The sequence below is a fragment of the Streptococcus mitis genome, from assembly GCF_047460035.1.
In the GTDB taxonomy this organism is placed as follows: Bacteria; Bacillota; Bacilli; order Lactobacillales; family Streptococcaceae; genus Streptococcus; species Streptococcus mitis_DW.
Genome location: NZ_JASHHB010000001.1, coordinates 277887 through 298061, shown reverse-complemented (window position 1 = coordinate 298061; position 20175 = coordinate 277887). Strand labels below are relative to the sequence as shown.

Here is a 20175-nt window from a genome sequence, read left to right as displayed (position 1 = left end):
TTAGCTGTAGCTATTTTCAAAAACGCCGTTGAAGGTCGTGATGTTAAATTTGAACTTGCTGTAGAGTTGATATTGATAGTTATTTACTTCATTGTATATCAGATTGTGTTTAATTGAGAATTCAATATTATGTCATTTAAGGCTGGTTTTTTGAACAGCTGCTAGAAATGTAGAGGTATTGAGCATGTATCAAGAGTTACTTAGAAAAATAACAGGAGAAAAACCAAGTTATAACCAGGAAGAAATCCAATGGTTGCTTGATCATTTGGGAGATTCTTCTCCAGAAATTCGCGATGACCTTGTTTTTACAAGCTTTGCTAGAGGGATTCAGGAAGAGCTATTTACACAGGAACAATTTCATTTCATTGCTGAAGGGATTTCATCTGATGGAGGGTTAGATAAGGAGATTGATAAGGTAGGCTTGTCAACCCTTGAACGTTCTTTTAGGGCGCTTATTTATGCAAATCTCTTGTCTGCGGATGCCAACCAGCAATCGGTTTTTTATCAGGGATTACAATCAGAAATTCGTAATGTCCTTTTAAATCAAGGATTGTATTATCTTTCAAAAGAAAAGGATACAACGGGTTTTTCAAGTCAGTATGGTTGGGTTCATGCTTTTGCACATGGAGCCGATTTACTGACAGAGGTGGTTTGTCATCCAAACTTTCCTAAAAACAGGGTTCATGAAGTATTTGAGATACTTGGCCAACTATTTAAAAGAATATCCATTCGTTTTACAGATGATGAGGATTGGCGTTTAGCAAGAGTAATCTATGAACCTATTTTACAAGGGAAGTTGGAGCAAGAGCAAGTAGCTTCTTGGATAAAAGCTGTTGACTTTCCGATAGAAGAAAGGGAAGATTTTTATAAATTTTCCAACTTCAGATCCTGTCTGTTGGAAGTCTATGTCCAACTTGACCAGAGAAATAGTTTACAAGATGACTTGAAAGAAGCCATCCAGTCTTTTCAATACTAGGGATAAGCTAATATTACTTATTGAAAGAGTTTCTATTGTATCCTCCTAACTGATAATGAAAACTAATAAAAGAGGTTGAATCATTTTCCAACCTCTTTTTGTGTATTTTAATGGAATTGCATACCACCATCAACGATAATGGTTTGTCCTGTAATGTAGTTTGAATCTGGTCCTGCAAGGAAGCTGACGGCTGCAGCCACATCTTCTGGTTCAGATAGACGTTTTAGAGTAATATCTTTTGCAAATGTCTGCATACCCCATTCGTCATCTTTTCCTGCATTTTTACCAACTTCATGAGCGATGTCGTACATCATTGGTGTTTTCACAATACCCGGTGCGTAGGCGTTAACAGTGATTCCTGAGTCTGCTAAATCACGTGCTAATGTTTGCGTAATTCCTCGAACAGCAAATTTTGTTCCACCATAAACAGTTAGATTTGGATTGCCCACTACACCGGCTTGAGAGGTTGCGTTGATAATTTTACCTCCGTGGCCAAGTGCTTTAAATTGCGCTTGTGCAGCTTGTGAACCCCAAATGACACCACCAACGTTGATACCGAAAGTGCGTGTAAATTGTTCCTCAGTAATTGTATCAAGAGGAGTAGTTGGAGCAACACCAGCGTTATTTACGACAACATTCAAATCACCAAAATGGTCAACAACTTTTTGAAATGCTTGGGCAACTTCTGCCTGTTTCGAAACATCGGCCACGACAGCAAAGGCATTTTCAGCTGATAATTCGGCAACAGCTTTTTCAGCTGTTTCGGGATTGTAGTCTAAGACTCCTACCTTAAAGCCATCTTGAACCAATCGTTTTGCGATTGCAAAACCGATTCCTTGACCTGCACCTGTGACAATAGCAACTTTAGACATATGATTCCTCCTTGGTATCCACGATACCATTCAAACGTTCATAAAAGAACAGCAAAGTTGTAAAAATTAGTTCAAATTAGGGAATAAATAACTTATTAGAACTATATTGATAGTATATAACTTTAGAAAAAATGTTTCAAATAAACACTACCGTTTTTATAGAATTTTATCCCGAAAATTTCCAATCAATTTTCTTGAAACCCTTTCCCTCTTTTGATAGACTAGTATCTAGTTTTGAAAAAAGGAGAAAGAGAATGAAAAAATTTGTCGCTGAGTTAATCGGTACGTTCATGCTTGTGTTCATTGGGACAGGAGCTGTTGTTTTTGGAAATGGTCTTGATGGCCTTGGTCACCTTGGAATCGCCTTTGCCTTTGGTTTGGCAATCGTAGTTGCAGCCTACTCAATCGGAACTGTTTCAGGTGCTCACTTGAACCCAGCGGTTTCAATCGCTATGTTTGTAAACAAACGTTTGTCATCAAAAGACCTTGTCAACTACATCCTTGGTCAGGTTATTGGAGCTTTTATTGCTTCTGGCGCTGTCTTCTTCCTCTTGGCGAACTCAGGTATGTCAACTGCTAGTCTTGGTGAAAATGCTTTGGCAAACGGTGTCACTGTCTTTGGTGGTTTCTTGTTTGAAGTCATCGCAACCTTCTTGTTTGTCTTGGTTATCATGACTGTGACTTCAGAAAGCAAGGGAAATGGCGCGATTGCTGGCTTGGTAATCGGTTTGTCTTTGATGGCCATGATCCTTGTTGGATTGAACATCACAGGACTTTCAGTAAATCCAGCTCGTAGCTTGGCACCAGCTGTCTTGGTAGGTGGCGCAGCCCTTCAACAAGTATGGATTTTCATCCTTGCTCCAATCGCTGGTGGAGTTCTTGCAGCTCTTGTTGCGAAAAACTTCCTTGGAACAGAAGAATAATTGAAACTCAAAAAGCCCTGCTCCTCATCTTGAGGAACAGGGCTTTTTCGTATCTGTTTATACTCAATGAAAATCAAAGAGCAAACTAATAAACTATCCACAGGTTGCTCAATATATTACTTTGAGGTTGTGGATAGAACTGACGAAGTCAGTAACCATACCTACGGCAAGGCGACGTTGACAAAGTTTGAAGAGATTTTCGAAGAGTATTAACGGTTGTCAATTTTCTCTGGATAAAGGTCGTGTTGGAAGAGGCGTTGTTCTGCCAAGCCTTCATACTTAGTTCCAGGCTTACCGTAGTTGTAGTAGGGATCGATTGAAATGCCACCGCGTGGAGTGAATTTTCCCCAGACTTCTAAATAGCGAGGGTCTAGCAAGTTGACCAAGTCTTTCCCGATGGTGTTGATACAGTTTTCGTGGAAATCTCCGTGGTTTCGGTAGCTAAAGAGGTAGAGTTTGAGGGATTTTGACTCTACACAGAGCTTGTCAGGAATGTAGGAAATATAAATGGTCGCAAAGTCTGGCTGAGCAGTGATTGGACACAGTGAGGTAAATTCAGGACAGTTGAATTTGATGAAATAGTCATTTTCCACATGACGGTTGTCAAAGGATTCGAGAACTTCTGGTTGATACTCGAAAATGTAGTTGGTTTCTTTGTTGCCGAGGAGGCTTAGGTTTTTCATTTCTTCTTGTTGTGACATAATTTTTTCTTTCTAATTTTATACTCAATGAAAATCAAAGAGCAAACTAGGAAGCTAGCCGCAGGCTGTACTTGAGTACGGCAAGGCGACGTTGACGTGGTTTGAATTTGATTTTCGAAGAGTATTAAACACCGCGTTGGTTATCGTAGAGAAGGGTATGGAGTTGAGGAAGGACGCGGACATTGCCCCAGCTATCGTCAGTAGCGATTCGTTCCCAGAGTTCTTTGAGGCGGTCCAGTTGGTCTTGGACAATATTTCCTGTAGCCTTGGGCTCAGGATTTCCTGCTGATAAGAAGAGAACATCTGGTTGGTAGCGCTCTTGAATGCCTTTGGCAAAAGCCAAATCGACATCGTCAAAGACAGGGATTTTAAAGGTCACCTTGTCTGGATCCAATTGGGAAACGATAAAGTCTAAGGTCTCGAAGTTGACCTCCATCTTGGATGAAGGAGGTTTGGGACTGAGAGTAACCTGGTCGATATCTTTTAACCAATTTTGCCAGCGGGAGCCTTGGGTCTCAACAGCCAGAGTGACACCACGTTCCTTGAGTTTAGTGACCAATTCGGCCATGTTGGCTGCTAGGATAGCAGGATTTCCCCCAGATAGGGTTACATAGTCGTAGCTCCCCAATTTATCCAAGGCAGCAATAACCTCGTCAGCAGTCATACGAGTTGGCTTTTCAGAGCCATCCCAAGTAAAGGCAGAATCGCACCAGTCGCAGTGGTAGTCGCAACCAGCAGTGCGGACAAACATGGTTTTCTGCCCGATTGCACGGCCTTCACCTTGAAAAGTTGGGCCGAAAATTTCCAGAACTGGTAGTTTGAGGACACGTTCCCTAGTCATCTAACCACTCCCGTCTAAACTCCGCAAAGGCAGTCGGAGTCTCATAGAGGCGAACGTATTCCAAACGGAGACCACGTTCGTCTGGCAACTCTTGCTTCATGGTTTGGAAAATCCAGTAAACCATATTTTCAGCAGTCGTGTTCATATAGGGAAGAGTTTCATTGAGATAGCGATGATCCAAGTGGGGTTCTAAGTAGTTCTTGTAGATTGCTTTGATGTCTCCGAAATCGTAGGTCATGCCACGTTCATCTAAAAATCCACTGACAGCAATCTGCAGATGATAGGTGTGACCATGAAGGGATTTGCATTTTCCCTCATAGTGAAAGAGGTGGTGGGCAGCATCGAAGGTAAACTCTTTTGATACCAAGGTTCTGTGTGGATTGTAGACAAGAGACTCCCCGGTTTCCTGTTTGATTTCTTTGGGTGCAAAAAACATTAGTCCTCTCCTTTCTGTGAGAGATAAATATCTAAACCATGTTGACGTAGGTGGCAGGCTGGGCAATCTCCACAGCCACTTCCGATAATCCCATTGTAGCAGGTCAAGGTCTTTTCACGAACATAGTCAAAGGCACCGAGTTGGTCGGCTAATTCCCAAGTTTCAGCCTTGTCTAGCCACATGAGAGGTGTTTGGATAACAAAGTCGTAATCCATGGCAAGGTTGAGGGTAACATTAAGGGATTTGACAAAGACATCTCGACAATCGGGGTAGCCTGAGAAGTCTGTCTCGCAGACACCTGTCACGATATCTTTAATGCCTCGTTGCTTAGCAAGGACTGCCGCAAAGGACAGAAAGAGGTGGTTACGACCATCAACGAAGGTATTGGGAACCTCTCCCTCTTTTTGCTCAATTTCCAGATCAGAGGTCAGGGCATTTTCAGTGATTTGCCCCAGCAGAGACATATCTAGGATGTGATGACGAATCCCCTGTTCCTTAGCGATTTCTCTAGCAACTTGAATTTCGAGATGATGGCGTTGGCCGTAGGCAAAGGTAACGGCTTCGACCGTTTCATAGTGTTCTTTAGCCCAAAAGAGGCAGGTTGTAGAATCTTGACCGCCACTAAAGACGACCAAGGCTGATTGACGTTTCATAGTACTCCTTCCAAAATGGGAAATGTTCAGAGCACGCAAAAAGCTCCCTTGAGGGAGCTAAAAAATACCAAGTAGAGGTTTTTTTTAGCGATGGCATGTCCCAAACATCGTAATATTCTACTTATAGTCTAGCATATTTTTTGAAAAATGGCAAAGGGCAAGAAAAAAGAGACCAAAGAAAGTACTTGGTCTCTAATGTGATTAACTCAATTCAGCAACGATGGCCTTGATTTGTTCTGCTGTGTGAACACCAGCAACTTGTTTCACCACTTGGCCGTCTTTTTTGAAGAGAAGAGTTGGGATAGACATGATTCCAAAAGCACGAGCTGTGTTTGGATTTTCATCAACGTCCATTTTAACGATTTTCAAAACATCTTCTGAAAGTTCTTCAGACAATTTATCCAAGATTGGACCTTGCATACGACATGGACCACACCAAGTTGCCCAGAAGTCTACCAAGACCAAACCGTCTTTTGTTTCTTGTTCGAATGTTGCATCTGTAATTGCTTTTGTCATTGTATTTCTCCTTTTTTAGTTATATTGGCTTAAATCTTGTTTCTTGAGATAGAAGAAGATATCTCCATAAGTCCCATGGTAGTCCAAATCATGACCGTTGTAAGTTAATTTTTGGACGGGGTAGTAGTCTGCGACGCCGATAAGGCAAGCTTGTTGTGAACGATCAAAGTCTTCATAAGAATCGAAAGTTACAATTCTTTCATTCTTGCTGGCATCTAGATAGGTAATTTCAATCATGTTTAAAACTCCTTTGTTTAATGATGATTTTATTTTACTCCTTGTAAAAGAGAATGTCAAGAAAAATGATTGCGCACGCAACTTTTTTTCTAAAATCATCTTAAATCAAGAAATCCAAACCAGTTTCCAAGCTTTCTTCGACAGCCTTTTGTAGTGTGGCCAGTGTCTTTTGCCCATCACCTGTCAGGCAGATAAAACTAGAGCGTCTATCTTGATCACAACACCTGCGACTAAGTAGACCGCAATTTTTGGCTTCCAAGCGAGCCACCATCCGAGAAACAGCGCTCGGGCTCAGATGAAGTTTATCTGGCAGGTCAATCTGGCGTAGAGATTTTTCTTGAGCCAAGTCCAGATAGTAGAGCAGGTAGAACTCTTTCAAGGTCAGACTTTGCTCGCTCTGCTGGGCAATGGTCTCTTCCAAGAGACTTTCAATTTCTTTCTGACGACGATTGAAGTCAAACCATTTTTCCAAATAGGTCATAGTATCTCCTTTCTTTTTAGAGTTATAAATAGAAGAATGTCCATTCACAGACAGTCTCTGCATCACAAGATGATTGCGCATGCAATAATTATACTACTTTTCAAGAATGCTGACAAGAAGGACGCTGGAATATTTTATCCTAAATCATGCCTGTTTTCACAAGTCAAGAATTGTTTGTATCCCCTTTCCTATCTAATTTTCATTATCCCTTGTGCATTTCCTTGAAATTTTCTGAAAAAAGAGTAAACTGGTATGCAAGAAGTCTATTTCGTGGAGTTTAGGATGAAATTATATGTTCAATTAATGATTCTCTTTGTGATTTCTCTAATCGGAGAGGGGATCTCTAGTTTCTTTCATTTGCCCATCCCAGGCAGTATTATAGGTTTGATTATTCTTTTTCTAGCCCTACAATTCAAGTGGCTGAGAACCAGGCATGTCAATATGGTGGGGAATTTCTTGCTGGCCAATATGACCATTCTCTTTTTGCCGCCAGCAGTGGGAATCATGGAAAAGTTTGATGTGATTGCTCCCTATCTTTTGCCAATTGTTTTGATTGTCTTTTTTGCAGCAGTCATCAATGTTATCCTCATAGCCTTGGTAGTTCAGTTTATCAAACGACGGTTTGAGGGAGATTATGAGAAAGGAGATGCCAAATGAGTGAATTTGTTTCCAATCCCCTGTTTGGGCTTGCCCTGTCTATCCTAGCTTATCTAGTAGGAATGCTGATTTACAGACGTTTTCCCCATCCATTGACAACGCCCTTGCTTTTGTCAGCTGTTTTCATTATCATCTTTCTAAAAGTGACGGGTATTTCTTACCAAGATTACTACCAAGGTGGGGTTTATCTGAACAACTTGATTGTCCCATCGACCGTGGCTCTAGGGATTCCGCTTTATAAGAGTTTTCACTTGATGAAGCACCATGCACGGAGTATTCTCTTTGGTAGTCTGTTAGCAGTAGTTGTTAATACCTCTTTCACGGCCCTTGTAGCAAAGATTTTTGGAATGGACTTTTTCCTAGCCATTTCTCTCTTTCCCAAGTCAGTAACAACCGCCATGGCAGTTGGGATTACAGAAAAATTGCAAGGTCTGACCACTGTGACCTTGGTGGTTGTAGTGGCGACTGGAATTTTAACCAGTGTCATCGGCCCAACCCTCTTGAAGTGGTTGAAAATTGATGACCCAGTAGCTGTTGGTCTTTCCCTTGGAGGAACAGGCCATGCAGTCGGAACGGGAACAGCCTTCCGATACGGCTCTGTAGCAGGAGCCATGGGTGGTTTGGCTATCGGTGTCACCGGTATTCTCTATGTCTTTGTCAGCCCTATTGTGGCCAGTTTGATATTGAGTTAAAAAGCAAGGAATTCGGGTTCCTTGCTTTTTAAAATCGTATGTTATAGACTATTACTTTTCTTTGCTTAAGTGAATGACTTGGTCATAGTGTTTTAAGTCTTCTTCCGTGTAGTGATGAATGACTTCAATGACTGTTTGAGGTAGGGAGAAGAGCAAGTCGCTAATTTTTCTGCTATTTTCCGAGTCAAGATTGGCCTTAATCTCATCTGCTAAGATGAGTTGGCTATCATGGTAGAGGGCGCGAGCGATTTCTAGGCGTTGTTTCTCGCCACCAGATAGACTATCATTTCTGAGCGTTCGATTTTTCAAATGCTCTAATCCTGTTTTTTTGAGGATATGATTTAAAGTCTCTTTATTTTTATCCAGTCCCAGAAGGATATTGTCTTCCAGAGATAGCGTGTCAAAGTAATGGCTATCTTGGAGAATATAGGAACTAATACTTGTAATTTCTTGACGTGACAGGTTCTGACCAGCAAAGCTAATCTGTCCACTTGTCGGTGTCTCTTCTCCATGAATGATATTGAGTAGGGTTGTCTTACCAGAGCCACTTTCCCCGATAATGGCAATTTTTTCTCCTTGCTTGATGCGCATGGAAATCGGAGATAAGAGGATATTCCCCTCTTTTTCAAGGGAGATGGTGTCAAGTTGGATAGGGAAAATATTTTCTATGCTTCTAGGCGAGATGGAGTCAGACTGGTCCAAAAGTTTTTGGTATTTGTTGAGAAGACTTCGAGTTGCTTTTCGGGTATTGGTAAAGTAGGCTAACTCTTGAAATTGATAGCCGATATTATGGGAAACCAGATAGATAGCCACAAAACTCGCCGCATCTAAATAATTATAGTAGGTCATAAAGCCACCGATGACGATTGGTGTGACAGAACAAAAGGCATCGATGCTATTGATCAAGAGACTGTTTAAAGTTCGTTGCTTTTCATAGTTAATTTCGGTATCAAGACTGGTTTGTAATTGCTTTTGATAGCGAGTAAAAAAGTAGTCTTGCCCCTGATAATGGCGAATTTGTTGGCTACCGCCAATAAAATTTGTCAAGCTTGCTAAGTAGCTCTGGTTAACAGTTGACCGCTTTTCAGAAAGTGAATCCAAACGCTTTGATCCGATAGCACTGCAGAGGACAGGAAAGGAGTAGAAGAGGATGAAAATCAAGCCCAGGTAAAAATTGGTCCATAGGGCATAGAGAATGGATACAGTTGTGAAGCCAAGAGAAGAAATGATGATGACCGTTGGCTCAATATAGCTTTCTTCTAGTTGCTTGACGTCGTTTTCTAGGTCAGACAAAATATCCTTTTCATTAATCTCATAACTGTTTAAAAATCGCTTGAAAATAGCACTCTTGATTCCATATTTGAAGTCAGTAATCAAACGGGCGTAGTAATAGCGTTTCCCAGCCAAACCTAGTAAGAGGATGAGATTACCAAGGATTCCTAAAATCAAAACTTTCCAAAGAAGGCCTAGTTCTTGATTGGTAAAACTGGCAACAATATTCTGAACAAGGGCTGGTGTGATAATCGCTTCAAGCCAAGTAATGGTAATAGAAAAGAAGTAAAGTGCGAGGTGCTTCTTGGTAACAAATCTTCTCAGCATAAAGAGTTGACCTCCTTATCGATATACATGTAATTAGTTTTAAAGTCATTATACTCCTTTTTATTAAATACTTCATATAAAAATGTAAATCCTGAGGTCGAAAAAAGCCTAGCGAGTTATTGTCGCTAGACTTTAAAATTATTGCAAATTAACCTTGTTTTTCAAGATATAGTAGGTTCCGAGGTAAAAGATAGCTATGAATATGAGTTCTTCAACAATGCCTACGCTTGCTCCCATATAGAAATTATCATTAAATCCTGCAAGTGAATTAATATAGAAGTTAGTACTGGTATTGAAGAAGACTTCAATAAATCCAATGACGATTTGGATACCAATGTAGGCTGCAACAGCGAGTGCGGTACGGTATTCATTGAACAGTTGTCCGATGGAAATAGCCAAGTAGATGCAGAGGATTCCTGAGATGGTATTTAGTAGGAAGGATACCCCCATAAGAGAGAGTTGAGGAAGGAATGTTCCTACAAGTGGAATCAACTCAGAATTTGATATCCATTCTGGAACCGTTATGGTAACAATAATAAAAGCGCTTAGAACTAGTACAGTGGAGCTAAGGATAGACCAAATGAAGGCTCCAACTAATTTGGCTGTGATGATATGGTGTTCAGAAACTGGCAAGGTCAAGGTCAGATAGCCTTGTCGGTCATAGACACTACCTTTGAATCGTTTAATAATCAAGAAAATGGTTGAAATCCCAAGTGTAATCATCAATCCACCAAAGACGAGAGCCAGAAAGAAAAGTAAGACAGGTTGGCTATCTTTGAAAGATACATAATTATAGTAGTGTACTTGCATTCCTATGAGAACGGAAAGAACTAGCACGGCAGCGTAAAGGGCTAAATACCACTTGTTAACATTTTTAAATTCGTAGCGAACTAAATTCCAAAACATAATAATCTCCTTTGCTTAGGCCTTAAATTCCTGACGGAAGAGCTGGTCGATGGATTCACCTGACTCGTAGCGAATATCATCTACATTGCCTTGACGGACGACTTTTCCGTCCTTCAGGAAGACAATTTCATCTAAGATTGGCTCGATATCAGAAATCAAGTGGGTAGAAATCAAAACGGTAGAAGTTGGGGAGTAGTTGTTGATGATAGTATTGAGGATATAATCACGGGCTGCTGGGTCCACCCCGCCAATTGGTTCGTCCAGAACGTAGAGACGAGCATCACGGCTCATAACCAAAATCAGTTGTACCTTTTCCTTATTCCCTTTTGATAATTTCTTGAGACGACTATTTTCATCAATGCCGAGGTCTGCAAGTAGATGATGGGCGCGTTCAAGATTGAAATCTTTATAGAATGTCTTGAAGTAGGTTAGGGCTTCTTTGACCTTCATTTGTTCATTGAGATAGGTTGTATCCGGCAAATAAGCTACGATAGCCTTGGTTGCTGGGCTTGGGTCCATGTCGTTGATAAGGACGCGTCCTTGATCTGGTTGTAAGAGGCCATTGATTAGTTTAATCAGGGTTGTTTTTCCTGAGCCGTTTGGGCCAAGGAGACCGACAATTTTTCCAGCTGGGATGTCAAGAGAAACATTTTCAAGGGCTGGGGTTGCTCCATAAGATTTGGATACATTTTCAAATGCTAGTAATGACATAGGCTTAAACTCCTTTAATATAATCGCCGACTACGCCTGGTAGTTCTTCTTTTTCATAGCCAAAATGGGTCATGGAGGAAACGAAGTGTTCCAATTCTTCTTCTGATAATTGTTTGCGCGATTGGGCGATCAGTGCCTTATCCTCAGTCACAAATCGTCCAGTTGTCCGTTTGCTGTAGACAAAGCCTTCTCGTTCGAGGTCTGATAAGGCTCTTTGGATGGTGTTTGGATTGACACCAGCCTCGCTAGCTAGCTCTCTCACGGTTGGAAGTTGTTGATTGGGTTCCAGTGTATGGGAAACAATCTGAAGCTTGATTTTCTCCATAATCTGTAAATAAATGGGTTTTTTGTTGTCGAATGTCCAGGACATCTTGGTCTCCTTTCTTTTATCCTTTTGTCTTAATTAAATAATACAACAAAACAAAAAACTTGTCAAGCAAAAAGAAGAATTGTTTTGGGAATCGTTTAAAAAATGGTATAATGAAAAGAAAACGATAAGGAGGGAAAGGATGCGTTGTCCAAAATGTGGGGCTACCAAGTCAAGTGTTATCGATAGTCGCCAAGCAGAAGAAGGGAACACCATTCGTAGAAGACGTGAGTGCGATGAATGCCAACACCGTTTTACAACCTACGAACGAGTAGAAGAAAGAACCTTAGTGGTTGTTAAAAAAGATGGCACACGGGAACAATTCTCCAGAGATAAAATCTTTAATGGAATTATCCGCTCAGCTCAGAAACGTCCTGTGTCAAGTGATGAAATAAACATGGTAGTCAATCGTATCGAACAGAAACTCCGTGGTCGAAATGAAAATGAAATTCAAAGTGAGGACATTGGTTCACTCGTCATGGAGGAGTTGGCTGAGTTGGATGAGATTACCTATGTTCGTTTTGCCAGTGTCTATCGTAGTTTTAAGGATGTTAGTGAGTTAGAGAGCTTGCTCCAACAAATCACCCAGTCCTCTAAAAAGAAAAAGGAAAGATAAATGAAGCCAATTGACCGTTTTTCTTATCTAAAGAATAATCGGGTGTCGCAAGATACCTCATCTCTGGTACAGTGCTACCTCCCGATTATCGGTCAGGAGGCACTGAGCCTTTATCTTTATACAATCAGTTTTTGGGATAATGGTAGAAAGGAATATCTTTTTTCAAGCATTCTTAACCATCTCAACTTTGGGATGGATAGACTGATAAAATCCCTAAAAATCCTATCTGCTTTCAATCTCTTGACCCTCTATCAAAAGGGGGATGTTTATCAGCTAGCCCTCCATGCTCCTCTTTCAAGTCAAGATTTCTTGGAGCATCCTGTTTATCGCAGACTTTTGGAGAAAAAGATTGGCGACTCGGCTGTGGAGGATTTGAAAGTTGAAAGTGCTGATGGTGAAGAAATACCTGTCTCGCTCAATCAAGTCTTTCCAGACTTGGCAGAACTGGGAAGTCAAGAAGACCTTGGTCTCAAGAAGAAAGTGGCCAATGATTTTGACTTGGACCATTTTCGTCAGCTGATGGCTCGAGATGGGCTTCGCTTTGCGGATGAGCAGTCCGATGTCTTAAACCTCTTTGCCATTGCTGAGGAGAAGAAATGGACTTGGTTTGAAACTTATCAATTGGCCAAGTCAACAGCTGTCTCTCAAGTTATTTCAACCAAACGCATGCGTGAAAAAATTGCTCAAAAACCTGTTTCCTCTGACTTTAGTCCTAAGGAAACGACCATTATAAAAGAAGCCAAAAGTAAAACTGCCCTGCAGTTCTTGGCAGAAATCAAGCAAACACGTAAGGCAAGTATTACCCAAACAGAAAGAGAACTCTTGCAACAGATGGCAGGCTTGGGCTTGCTGGACGAAGTCATCAATATCATTCTCTTATTGACCTTTAATAAGGTGGATTCGGCAAATATCAATGAGAAATATGCCATGAAGGTAGCCAATGACTACGCCTATCAAAAGATACATTCAGCAGAAGAGGCAGTTCTTCGCATTCGTGAGCGAGGGCAGAAGAGCCAGGCTCAAAAGACTAGTAAAACCGGTCCTGCTAAGTCCAATGTACCCAAGTGGAGCAATCCAGATTATAAGAATGAAACCAGCGAGGAAACTCGTTTGGAATTAGAACGTAAGAAACAAGAACTATTAGCTCGATTAGAAAAAGGAGGAGATTAGATGGAAAGTGTCGGAGACGTACTCAAACGTCAACCTAGCCGTTTTCATTATCAAGATTTGGTCCAGAAAATCATGAAGGACCCTGATGTTGCGGCCTTTATCCAGCAAGAATCCCTGACTCCAGAGGAGTTGAATCGCAGTATCTCCAAGTTTAATCAGTATATCACCGAGCGTGACAAATTTCTCCGTGGTGATACGGATTATATTGCCAAAGGATACAAGCCGATTTTGGTTATGAATCATGGCTATGCAGATGTTTCATATGAAGAAACTCCTGAACTAATCGCGGCGGAAAAAGAAGCGGCTATTAAGAACCGTCTCAAGTTAATCAATCTGCCAGCCAGTCTCAGGAAAGCTAGTTTAGCTCAAGTTGACTTGGATGATTTGGGTCGCTTGCCAGTTTTTGAAAAGCTATTAGCCTTCGTGGAGCAATATCCAACTATTCGAAAAGGTCTCTATCTCTATGGAGACTTTGGTGTGGGTAAAAGTTTCATGGTGGCTGCCTTAGCCCATGATTTATCAGAAAAACGTGGTGTTTCATCAACTCTCCTCCACTATCCTAGCTTTGTCATCGATGTCAAAAATGCTATCGGTGATGGCAATGTGAAGACCTTGGTGGATGAGCTTAAGCTTTCTGAAGTCCTGATTTTAGATGACATTGGTGCCGAGCAGTCAACAGCTTGGGTGCGTGACGAAATCCTGCAGGTCATTCTCCAATATCGGATGCAGGAAAATTTACCGACCTTTTTCACCTCCAACTTCAACTTTGAAGAATTGGAGCAGCATTTCGCTAAAGGGAAACATGGAAATGACGAAACCTGGGAAGCCAGACGCGTCATGGAACGCATCCGTTATTTGGCTGAGGAGACTCGTTTAGAAGGAGTAAACCGTCGATGACAGAAACGATTAAATTAATGAAGGCTCACACTTCAGTACGCAGGTTTAAAGAGCAAGAGATTCCCCAAGCAGACTTAAATGAGATTTTGAAATCTGCACAAATGGCCTCGTCTTGGAAGAATTTCCAATCCTACTCTGTGATTGTGGTACGAAGTCAAGAGAAGAAAGATGCTCTGTATGAATTGGTACCTCAAGAAGCTATTCGCCAGTCTGCTGTTTTCCTTCTCTTTGTCGGAGATTTGAACCGAGCAGAAAAGGGAGCCCGACTTCATACCGATTCATTCCAACCCCAAGGTGTGGAAGGTCTCTTGATTAGTTCAGTCGATGCGGCTCTTGCTGGTCAAAATGCCCTGCTGGCAGCTGAAAGCTTGGGCTATGGTGGTGTGATTATCGGTTTGGTTCGATACAAGTCAGAAGAAGTGGCAGAGCTCTTTAAGCTGCCTGACTACACCTATCCTGTCTTTGGGATGGCACTAGGAATACCAAATGAAGAACATGAAGTCAAACCTCGCTTGCCATTGAATCAAGTGGTGTTTGAGGAAGAATACCGAGAACAGTCAACTGATGCAATCGAAGCTTATGACCGTGTACAGGCTGACTATGCTGGGGCGCGTGCGACCACAAGCTGGAGTCAGCGTCTAGCAGAACAGTTTGGTCAAGCAGAACCAAACTCAACTAGAAAAAATCTTGAACAGAAGAAGTTATTGTAGAAAGTGAGAAATTATGGCCCTACCAACTATTGCCATTGTAGGACGTCCCAATGTTGGGAAATCAACCCTATTTAATCGGATCGCTGGTGAGCGAATCTCCATTGTAGAAGATGTCGAAGGAGTAACACGTGACCGTATCTATGCAACGGGTGAGTGGCTCAATCGTTCGTTTAGCATGATTGATACAGGAGGAATCGATGATGTCGATGCTCCTTTCATGGAACAAATCAAGCACCAGGCAGAAATTGCTATGGAAGAAGCAGATGTTATCGTCTTTGTCGTTTCTGGTAAGGAAGGTATTACCGATGCAGACGAATACGTAGCCCGTAAGCTTTATAAGACCCATAAACCAGTTATCCTCGCAGTTAACAAGGTGGACAACCCTGAAATGCGAAATGATATCTATGATTTTTATGCCCTCGGTTTGGGCGAACCATTGCCTATCTCATCTGTCCATGGTATCGGTACAGGGGATGTGCTAGACGCTATCGTAGAAAATCTTCCAAATGAATATGAAGAAGAAAATCCAGATGTGATTAAGTTTAGCCTGATTGGTCGTCCAAACGTTGGAAAATCAAGCTTGATTAATGCTATCTTGGGAGAAGACCGTGTCATTGCTAGTCCTGTTGCTGGAACAACGCGTGACGCTATTGATACCCACTTTACAGATACAGATGGTCAAGAGTTTACCATGATTGATACGGCTGGTATGCGTAAGTCTGGTAAGGTTTATGAAAATACCGAGAAATACTCTGTCATGCGTGCCATGCGTGCTATTGACCGGTCAGATGTGGTCTTAATGGTCATCAATGCGGAAGAAGGCATTCGTGAATACGACAAGCGTATCGCAGGATTTGCCCATGAAGCTGGTAAAGGGATGATTATCGTGGTCAACAAGTGGGATACACTTGAAAAAGACAACCACACTATGAAAAACTGGGAAGAAGATATTCGTGAGCAGTTCCAATACCTGCCTTACGCACCGATTATCTTTGTATCAGCTTTGACCAAGCAACGTCTCCACAAACTTCCTGAGATGATTAAGCAAATCAGTGAAAGTCAAAATACACGTATTCCATCAGCTGTCTTGAACGATGTTATTATGGATGCCATTGCCATCAATCCAACACCGACAGACAAAGGAAAACGTCTTAAGATTTTCTATGCGACCCAAGTGGCAACAAAACCACCAACCTTTGTCATCTTTGTCAATGAAGAAGAACTTATGCACTTTTCTTACCTACGTTTCTTGGAAAATCAAATTCGCAAGGCCTTTGTTTTTGAGGGGACTCCAATCCATCTCATCGCAAGAAAACGTAAATAAAAAAGTAGAATCTGGAATGACATTTCCAGATTTTTTTGATAAAATGAAGTTGAAGAAAGCGCTATCAAAAAGAGGTGTTGATGATGGAACATTTGTTTAAATTGTTAATCTTATTACCCTGTTTTTACTTTTTCAGCTGGATTGAAAAGGCTAACAGAGATAGTAAATTTTTCCCAATTTTTTACTATTTTTACTGGATTTACATCACCCTCTATGCTCTTTTTAGCCTTGCTTGGACAGTTTTTTCAGTCTTGTTTTTCAATATCCTATTGAGAAATGTGGCAGACATCAAGTCTTGGGGCATTTGGCTATTATTACTACTTATTGCTTTTTCCAGTTCTTGGTTAACCTATATCTTTTTCAAAAAAATGCTTCGCTTGAGACGGGAACTGGGGAAGTCTAAAGATGGAAGGCATTGATTTATATTGGTAAGAACATTTAATAGAATGAAACTAAAGAAAACAATTTTAAAGAGGAGGTGTCGCTGATGAGATTGTCCTTTAATTGGTTTCATTTGATACTCTTATTTCCTTGTTTATATTTTTTCTATTGGATAGACAATGCTGACAGAAACAGTAAAATTTTCCCATCTTCTACTATTTTTACTGGATTTATATTTCTCTTTTAGCTCTGTTTAGCTTGGATATGACAATTTTTTCATTCTTATTTTTCCCTTTTGTTCTAAATCATGAATCAGATGCTAGTGCTTGGGGTTTTGGGTTGCTTTTGATAGTCTTATCTCTAGGCAGTGACTGGTTAACCTATATCTTTTTCAAAAACATGTTTCGCTTGAGACGAGAACTAGGGAAGTCAAAAGGTGGAAGGTATTGATTTATATGGTTTTTATTGATAGGAGGTAGCTTATGACACGTCTAAAATCATTTATTACACAATATTCTAAATTCTATATTGGTTTAGTTCTGCTGATCTGGCTGGCTTTCTTCTTTCTTCCTTGGGATAAACCAGTTCTGGGAATATCTATCAATCTCTTAATCATGCAGAAAGTTTTACTAGTTTTTGGTATTCTGTCTATTTTGATGGCCTTGCTGTCCAAGAAAGTCAGTCTCTTTGTTTTTGGATTGATCTGCTGTTTTTCTCTTTGGATTAATCTATTTATCCTATTTGCGATTTTGCCGATTTTTGGCAATTAAAGTATCATAAAAATCAGAGAGGTTAGCTTGGAAACTAGCCTCTTTTTCCTTTTCAAAATGGGGATTCTTCCTTGAAAATAATCAGTAATTGTGCTAAAATTAAAAGAACATTCTAAAATATTCGGAATTTAAAGTAAGGAAAAACATGGCTAATATTTTAAAAACAATTATCGAAAATGATAAAGGAGAAATCCGTCGTCTGGAAAAGATGGCTGACAAGGTTTTCAAATACGAAGACCAAATGGCTGCTTTGACTGATGACCAACTAAAAGCAAAAACAGTTGAATTTAAAGAACGTTATCAAAATGGAGAATCACTGGATTCATTGCTTTATGAAGCTTTTGCGGTTGTCCGTGAGGGTGCCAAACGTGTCCTAGGCCTCTTCCCATATAAGGTTCAGGTCATGGGGGGAATCGTTCTTCACCATGGTGACGTGCCAGAGATGCGTACAGGGGAAGGAAAAACCTTGACTGCGACCATGCCGGTATACCTCAATGCCCTTTCAGGTAAAGGGGTTCACGTAGTTACGGTCAATGAATACTTGTCAGAACGTGACGCGACTGAGATGGGTGAATTGTACTCATGGCTTGGTTTGTCAGTAGGGATTAACTTGGCTGCCAAGTCTCCAATGGAGAAAAAAGAAGCCTATGAGTGTGATATTACCTACTCAACCAACTCAGAAATTGGATTTGACTACCTTCGTGATAACATGGTCGTTCGCGCTGAAAACATGGTACAACGTCCGCTTAACTATGCCTTGGTCGATGAGGTTGACTCAATCTTGATTGACGAGGCGCGTACACCTTTGATCGTATCAGGTGCTAACGCAGTTGAAACTAGTCAGTTGTATCACATGGCAGACCACTATGTAAAATCTTTGGACAAAGACGACTATATCATCGATGTGCAGTCTAAGACTATTGGTTTGTCTGATTCAGGGATTGACAAGGCTGAAAGCTACTTCAAGCTTGACAATCTCTATGACATCGAAAACGTAGCTCTGACTCACTTTATCGATAACGCCCTTCGTGCCAACTACATCATGCTTCTCGATATTGACTATGTGGTGAGCGAAGAGCAAGAAATCTTGATCGTTGACCAATTTACAGGTCGTACCATGGAAGGTCGTCGTTATTCTGATGGATTGCACCAAGCCATTGAAGCTAAAGAAGGTGTGCCAATTCAGGATGAAACCAAGACATCTGCCTCAATCACTTACCAAAACCTTTTCCGTATGTACAAGAAATTGTCTGGTATGACAGGTACAGGTAAGACTGAGGAAGAAGAATTCCGTGAAATCTACAACATTCGTGTTATTCCAATCCCAACAAACCGTCCTGTTCAACGTATTGACCACTCAGACCTTCTTTATGCAAGTATCGAGGCTAAGTTTAAGGCGGTTGTCGAAGACGTTAAGGCTCGTTACCAAAAAGGTCAGCCTGTCTTGGTTGGTACAGTAGCGGTTGAAACTAGTGACTACATTTCTAAGAAATTAGTCGCAGCTGGCGTTCCTCACGAAGTCTTAAATGCCAAAAACCACTATAAAGAAGCCCAAATCATCATGAATGCTGGTCAACGTGGTGCTGTTACTATCGCAACCAACATGGCCGGTCGTGGTACCGACATCAAGCTTGGTGAAGGAGTTCGCGAATTGGGTGGACTTTGTGTGATTGGTACAGAACGCCATGAAAGCCGTCGTATCGATAATCAGCTTCGTGGACGTTCAGGTCGTCAAGGAGACCCAGGTGAGTCACAATTCTACCTATCTCTTGAAGATGACTTGATGAAACGTTTTGGTTCTGAACGCTTGAAGGGAATCTTTGAACGTCTCAACATGTCTGAAGAGGCCATTGAGTCTCGCATGTTGACGCGTCAGGTTGAAGCAGCACAAAAACGTGTCGAAGGAAATAACTACGATACCCGTAAACAAGTCCTTCAATATGATGATGTCATGCGTGAACAACGTGAGATTATCTATGCTCAACGTTACGATGTCATCACTGCAGACCGTGACTTGGCACCTGAAATCCATTCTATGATCAAACGCACGATTGGTCGTGTCGTTGATGGTCATGCGCGTGCCAAACAAGATGAAAAACTAGAAGCAATTTTGAACTTTGCTAAGTACAACTTGCTTCCAGAAGATTCTATTACGATGGAAGATTTGTCAGGCTTGTCTGATAAAGCCATCAAGGAAGAACTCTTCCAACGTGCCTTGAAGGTTTACGATAGTCAGGTTTCAAAACTACGTGATGAAGAAGCAGTTAAAGAATTCCAAAAAGTCTTGATTCTACGAGTGGTAGATAACAAGTGGACAGATCATATCGACGCCCTTGATCAATTGCGTAACGCAGTTGGACTTCGTGGCTATGCTCAGAACAACCCTGTTGTTGAGTATCAGGCAGAAGGTTTCCGTATGTTTAATGACATGATTGGTTCGATTGAGTTTGATGTGACACGCTTGATGATGAAAGCACAAATTCATGAACAAGAAAGACCACAAGCAGAACACCATATCAGTACAACAGCGACTCGCAATATCGCTGCCCACCAAGCAAATATACCAGAAGATTTGGATTTGAGCCAGATTGGACGGAATGAACTTTGCCCATGTGGTTCTGGTAAGAAGTTTAAAAACTGTCACGGTAAAAGACAATAAAATGAGATAGTTTAGAGGCGGATACCTTGTGAAAAGTAAATTTTTACTTGGTATCCGTTTGATTTATAAGGAGATGAGTT

24 protein-coding genes and 1 pseudogene are annotated in these 20175 nt (G+C 41.1%); 13 read left to right on the top strand and 12 right to left on the bottom strand.

The genetic code is table 11. The features are described 5' to 3' along the window. Positions 1–184 precede the first annotated feature (184 nt). Positions 185–976 carry a DUF2785 domain-containing protein gene (locus tag QM956_RS01535; RefSeq protein WP_261220919.1) on the top strand — a complete coding sequence of 264 codons (792 nt, stop codon included), beginning with the start codon at positions 185–187 and terminating at the stop codon, positions 974–976. A gap of 107 nt (positions 977–1083) precedes the next feature. Here QM956_RS01535 and QM956_RS01530 read toward each other — a convergent pair whose 3' ends face one another. Further along, positions 1084–1848: a (S)-acetoin forming diacetyl reductase gene (locus tag QM956_RS01530; protein ID WP_000048147.1), complete on the bottom strand. Its 765-nt coding sequence runs from the start codon at positions 1846–1848 to the stop codon at positions 1084–1086. Positions 1849–2102: 254 nt separating this feature from the next. Between QM956_RS01530 and QM956_RS01525 the strand changes: the two genes are divergently transcribed. After that, entirely contained in the window at positions 2103–2771 is a 669-nt protein-coding gene (locus tag QM956_RS01525; RefSeq protein WP_084926213.1) for an MIP/aquaporin family protein, read from the top strand. 209 nt (positions 2772–2980) lie between these two features. Here the strand turns inward: QM956_RS01525 and queF are convergent, their stop codons facing one another. From queF to QM956_RS01490, 7 genes are all read right to left on the bottom strand, one after another. Then, on the bottom strand, positions 2981–3472 hold the full coding sequence (queF, locus tag QM956_RS01520; protein ID WP_000082587.1) for a preQ(1) synthase: 492 nt from the start codon (positions 3470–3472) through the stop codon (positions 2981–2983). A 124-nt stretch (positions 3473–3596) separates the two neighbouring features. Further along, on the bottom strand, positions 3597–4313 hold the full coding sequence (gene queE / locus QM956_RS01515) for a 7-carboxy-7-deazaguanine synthase QueE (RefSeq protein WP_153198676.1): 717 nt from the start codon (positions 4311–4313) through the stop codon (positions 3597–3599). Then, positions 4306–4749 carry a 6-carboxytetrahydropterin synthase QueD gene (gene queD, locus QM956_RS01510; protein ID WP_153198677.1) on the bottom strand — a complete coding sequence of 148 codons (444 nt, stop codon included), beginning with the start codon at positions 4747–4749 and terminating at the stop codon, positions 4306–4308. Before queD ends, queE begins: the two co-directional genes overlap by 8 nt. Further along, positions 4749–5402 carry a 7-cyano-7-deazaguanine synthase QueC gene (queC, locus tag QM956_RS01505; protein ID WP_414302115.1) on the bottom strand — a complete coding sequence of 218 codons (654 nt, stop codon included), beginning with the start codon at positions 5400–5402 and terminating at the stop codon, positions 4749–4751. Before queC ends, queD begins: the two co-directional genes overlap by 1 nt. A gap of 201 nt (positions 5403–5603) precedes the next feature. After that, positions 5604–5918 carry a thioredoxin gene (trxA, locus tag QM956_RS01500; protein ID WP_153198678.1) on the bottom strand — a complete coding sequence of 105 codons (315 nt, stop codon included), beginning with the start codon at positions 5916–5918 and terminating at the stop codon, positions 5604–5606. Between the two features lie 15 nt (positions 5919–5933). Then, a complete protein-coding gene (locus QM956_RS01495; RefSeq protein WP_045611104.1) occupies positions 5934–6155 on the bottom strand; it encodes a DUF4649 family protein in 222 nt (73 codons plus the stop codon). Between the two features lie 100 nt (positions 6156–6255). Then, positions 6256–6636, bottom strand: coding sequence for a MarR family winged helix-turn-helix transcriptional regulator (locus QM956_RS01490; protein ID WP_033676510.1), 381 nt, complete (start codon positions 6634–6636; stop codon positions 6256–6258). Positions 6637–6918: 282 nt separating this feature from the next. Here QM956_RS01490 and QM956_RS01485 point away from each other — a divergent pair, with 282 nt between their 5' ends. Both QM956_RS01485 and QM956_RS01480 read left to right on the top strand, forming a co-directional pair. Then, complete coding sequence (locus tag QM956_RS01485) at positions 6919–7293, top strand: CidA/LrgA family protein (protein ID WP_261065382.1); 375 nt, start codon at positions 6919–6921, stop codon at positions 7291–7293. Beyond that, positions 7290–7985 (top strand): LrgB family protein, encoded by a 696-nt coding sequence (locus QM956_RS01480; RefSeq protein ID WP_001288952.1) that lies wholly within the window; start codon positions 7290–7292, stop codon positions 7983–7985. Before QM956_RS01485 ends, QM956_RS01480 begins: the two co-directional genes overlap by 4 nt. Positions 7986–8036: 51 nt before the next feature. Here the strand turns inward: QM956_RS01480 and gggC are convergent, their stop codons facing one another. The 4 genes from gggC to QM956_RS01460 form a co-directional block, all read right to left on the bottom strand. After that, a complete protein-coding gene (gggC, locus tag QM956_RS01475) occupies positions 8037–9584 on the bottom strand; it encodes a streptosactin export ABC transporter GggC (protein ID WP_020903237.1) in 1548 nt (515 codons plus the stop codon). 138 nt (positions 9585–9722) lie between these two features. Continuing rightward, complete coding sequence (locus QM956_RS01470) at positions 9723–10490, bottom strand: hypothetical protein (RefSeq protein WP_020903238.1); 768 nt, start codon at positions 10488–10490, stop codon at positions 9723–9725. 15 nt (positions 10491–10505) lie between these two features. Beyond that, positions 10506–11201 carry an ABC transporter ATP-binding protein gene (locus QM956_RS01465; protein ID WP_004256110.1) on the bottom strand — a complete coding sequence of 232 codons (696 nt, stop codon included), beginning with the start codon at positions 11199–11201 and terminating at the stop codon, positions 10506–10508. A 4-nt stretch (positions 11202–11205) separates the two neighbouring features. Next, complete coding sequence (locus tag QM956_RS01460) at positions 11206–11571, bottom strand: GntR family transcriptional regulator (protein ID WP_084928245.1); 366 nt, start codon at positions 11569–11571, stop codon at positions 11206–11208. Positions 11572–11710: 139 nt separating this feature from the next. On the opposite strand from QM956_RS01460, the gene nrdR reads away from it, so the two are divergent. The 9 genes and pseudogenes from nrdR to secA all read left to right on the top strand — a co-directional run bounded on the left by nrdR (position 11711) and on the right by secA (position 20095). Next, positions 11711–12184 carry a transcriptional regulator NrdR gene (gene nrdR / locus QM956_RS01455; protein WP_001203672.1) on the top strand — a complete coding sequence of 158 codons (474 nt, stop codon included), beginning with the start codon at positions 11711–11713 and terminating at the stop codon, positions 12182–12184. Then, on the top strand, positions 12185–13354 hold the full coding sequence (locus tag QM956_RS01450) for a replication initiation and membrane attachment family protein (RefSeq protein ID WP_414302114.1): 1170 nt from the start codon (positions 12185–12187) through the stop codon (positions 13352–13354). It abuts the gene before it with no gap. Then, on the top strand, positions 13355–14251 hold the full coding sequence (dnaI, locus tag QM956_RS01445) for a primosomal protein DnaI (protein ID WP_150922479.1): 897 nt from the start codon (positions 13355–13357) through the stop codon (positions 14249–14251). Continuing rightward, positions 14248–14961, top strand: coding sequence for an NADPH-dependent oxidoreductase (locus QM956_RS01440; RefSeq protein WP_261020837.1), 714 nt, complete (start codon positions 14248–14250; stop codon positions 14959–14961). The genes dnaI and QM956_RS01440 overlap by 4 nt, the downstream gene beginning before the upstream one ends. Positions 14962–14974: 13 nt before the next feature. Continuing rightward, positions 14975–16285: a ribosome biogenesis GTPase Der gene (gene der / locus QM956_RS01435; protein ID WP_001207696.1), complete on the top strand. Its 1311-nt coding sequence runs from the start codon at positions 14975–14977 to the stop codon at positions 16283–16285. 83 nt (positions 16286–16368) lie between these two features. Further along, a complete protein-coding gene (locus QM956_RS01430; RefSeq protein WP_414302136.1) occupies positions 16369–16704 on the top strand; it encodes a hypothetical protein in 336 nt (111 codons plus the stop codon). Positions 16705–16772: 68 nt separating this feature from the next. Beyond that, a pseudogene (locus tag QM956_RS01425) lies at positions 16773–17116 on the top strand (hypothetical protein). A 32-nt stretch (positions 17117–17148) separates the two neighbouring features. Continuing rightward, entirely contained in the window at positions 17149–17436 is a 288-nt protein-coding gene (locus QM956_RS01420) for a hypothetical protein (protein ID WP_180947946.1), read from the top strand. A 145-nt stretch (positions 17437–17581) separates the two neighbouring features. Further along, the gene (gene secA, locus QM956_RS01415) at positions 17582–20095 is read left to right on the top strand and encodes a preprotein translocase subunit SecA (RefSeq protein ID WP_078238162.1); all 2514 of its coding nucleotides are present in this window, start codon (positions 17582–17584) and stop codon (positions 20093–20095) included. Positions 20096–20175 lie beyond the last annotated feature (80 nt).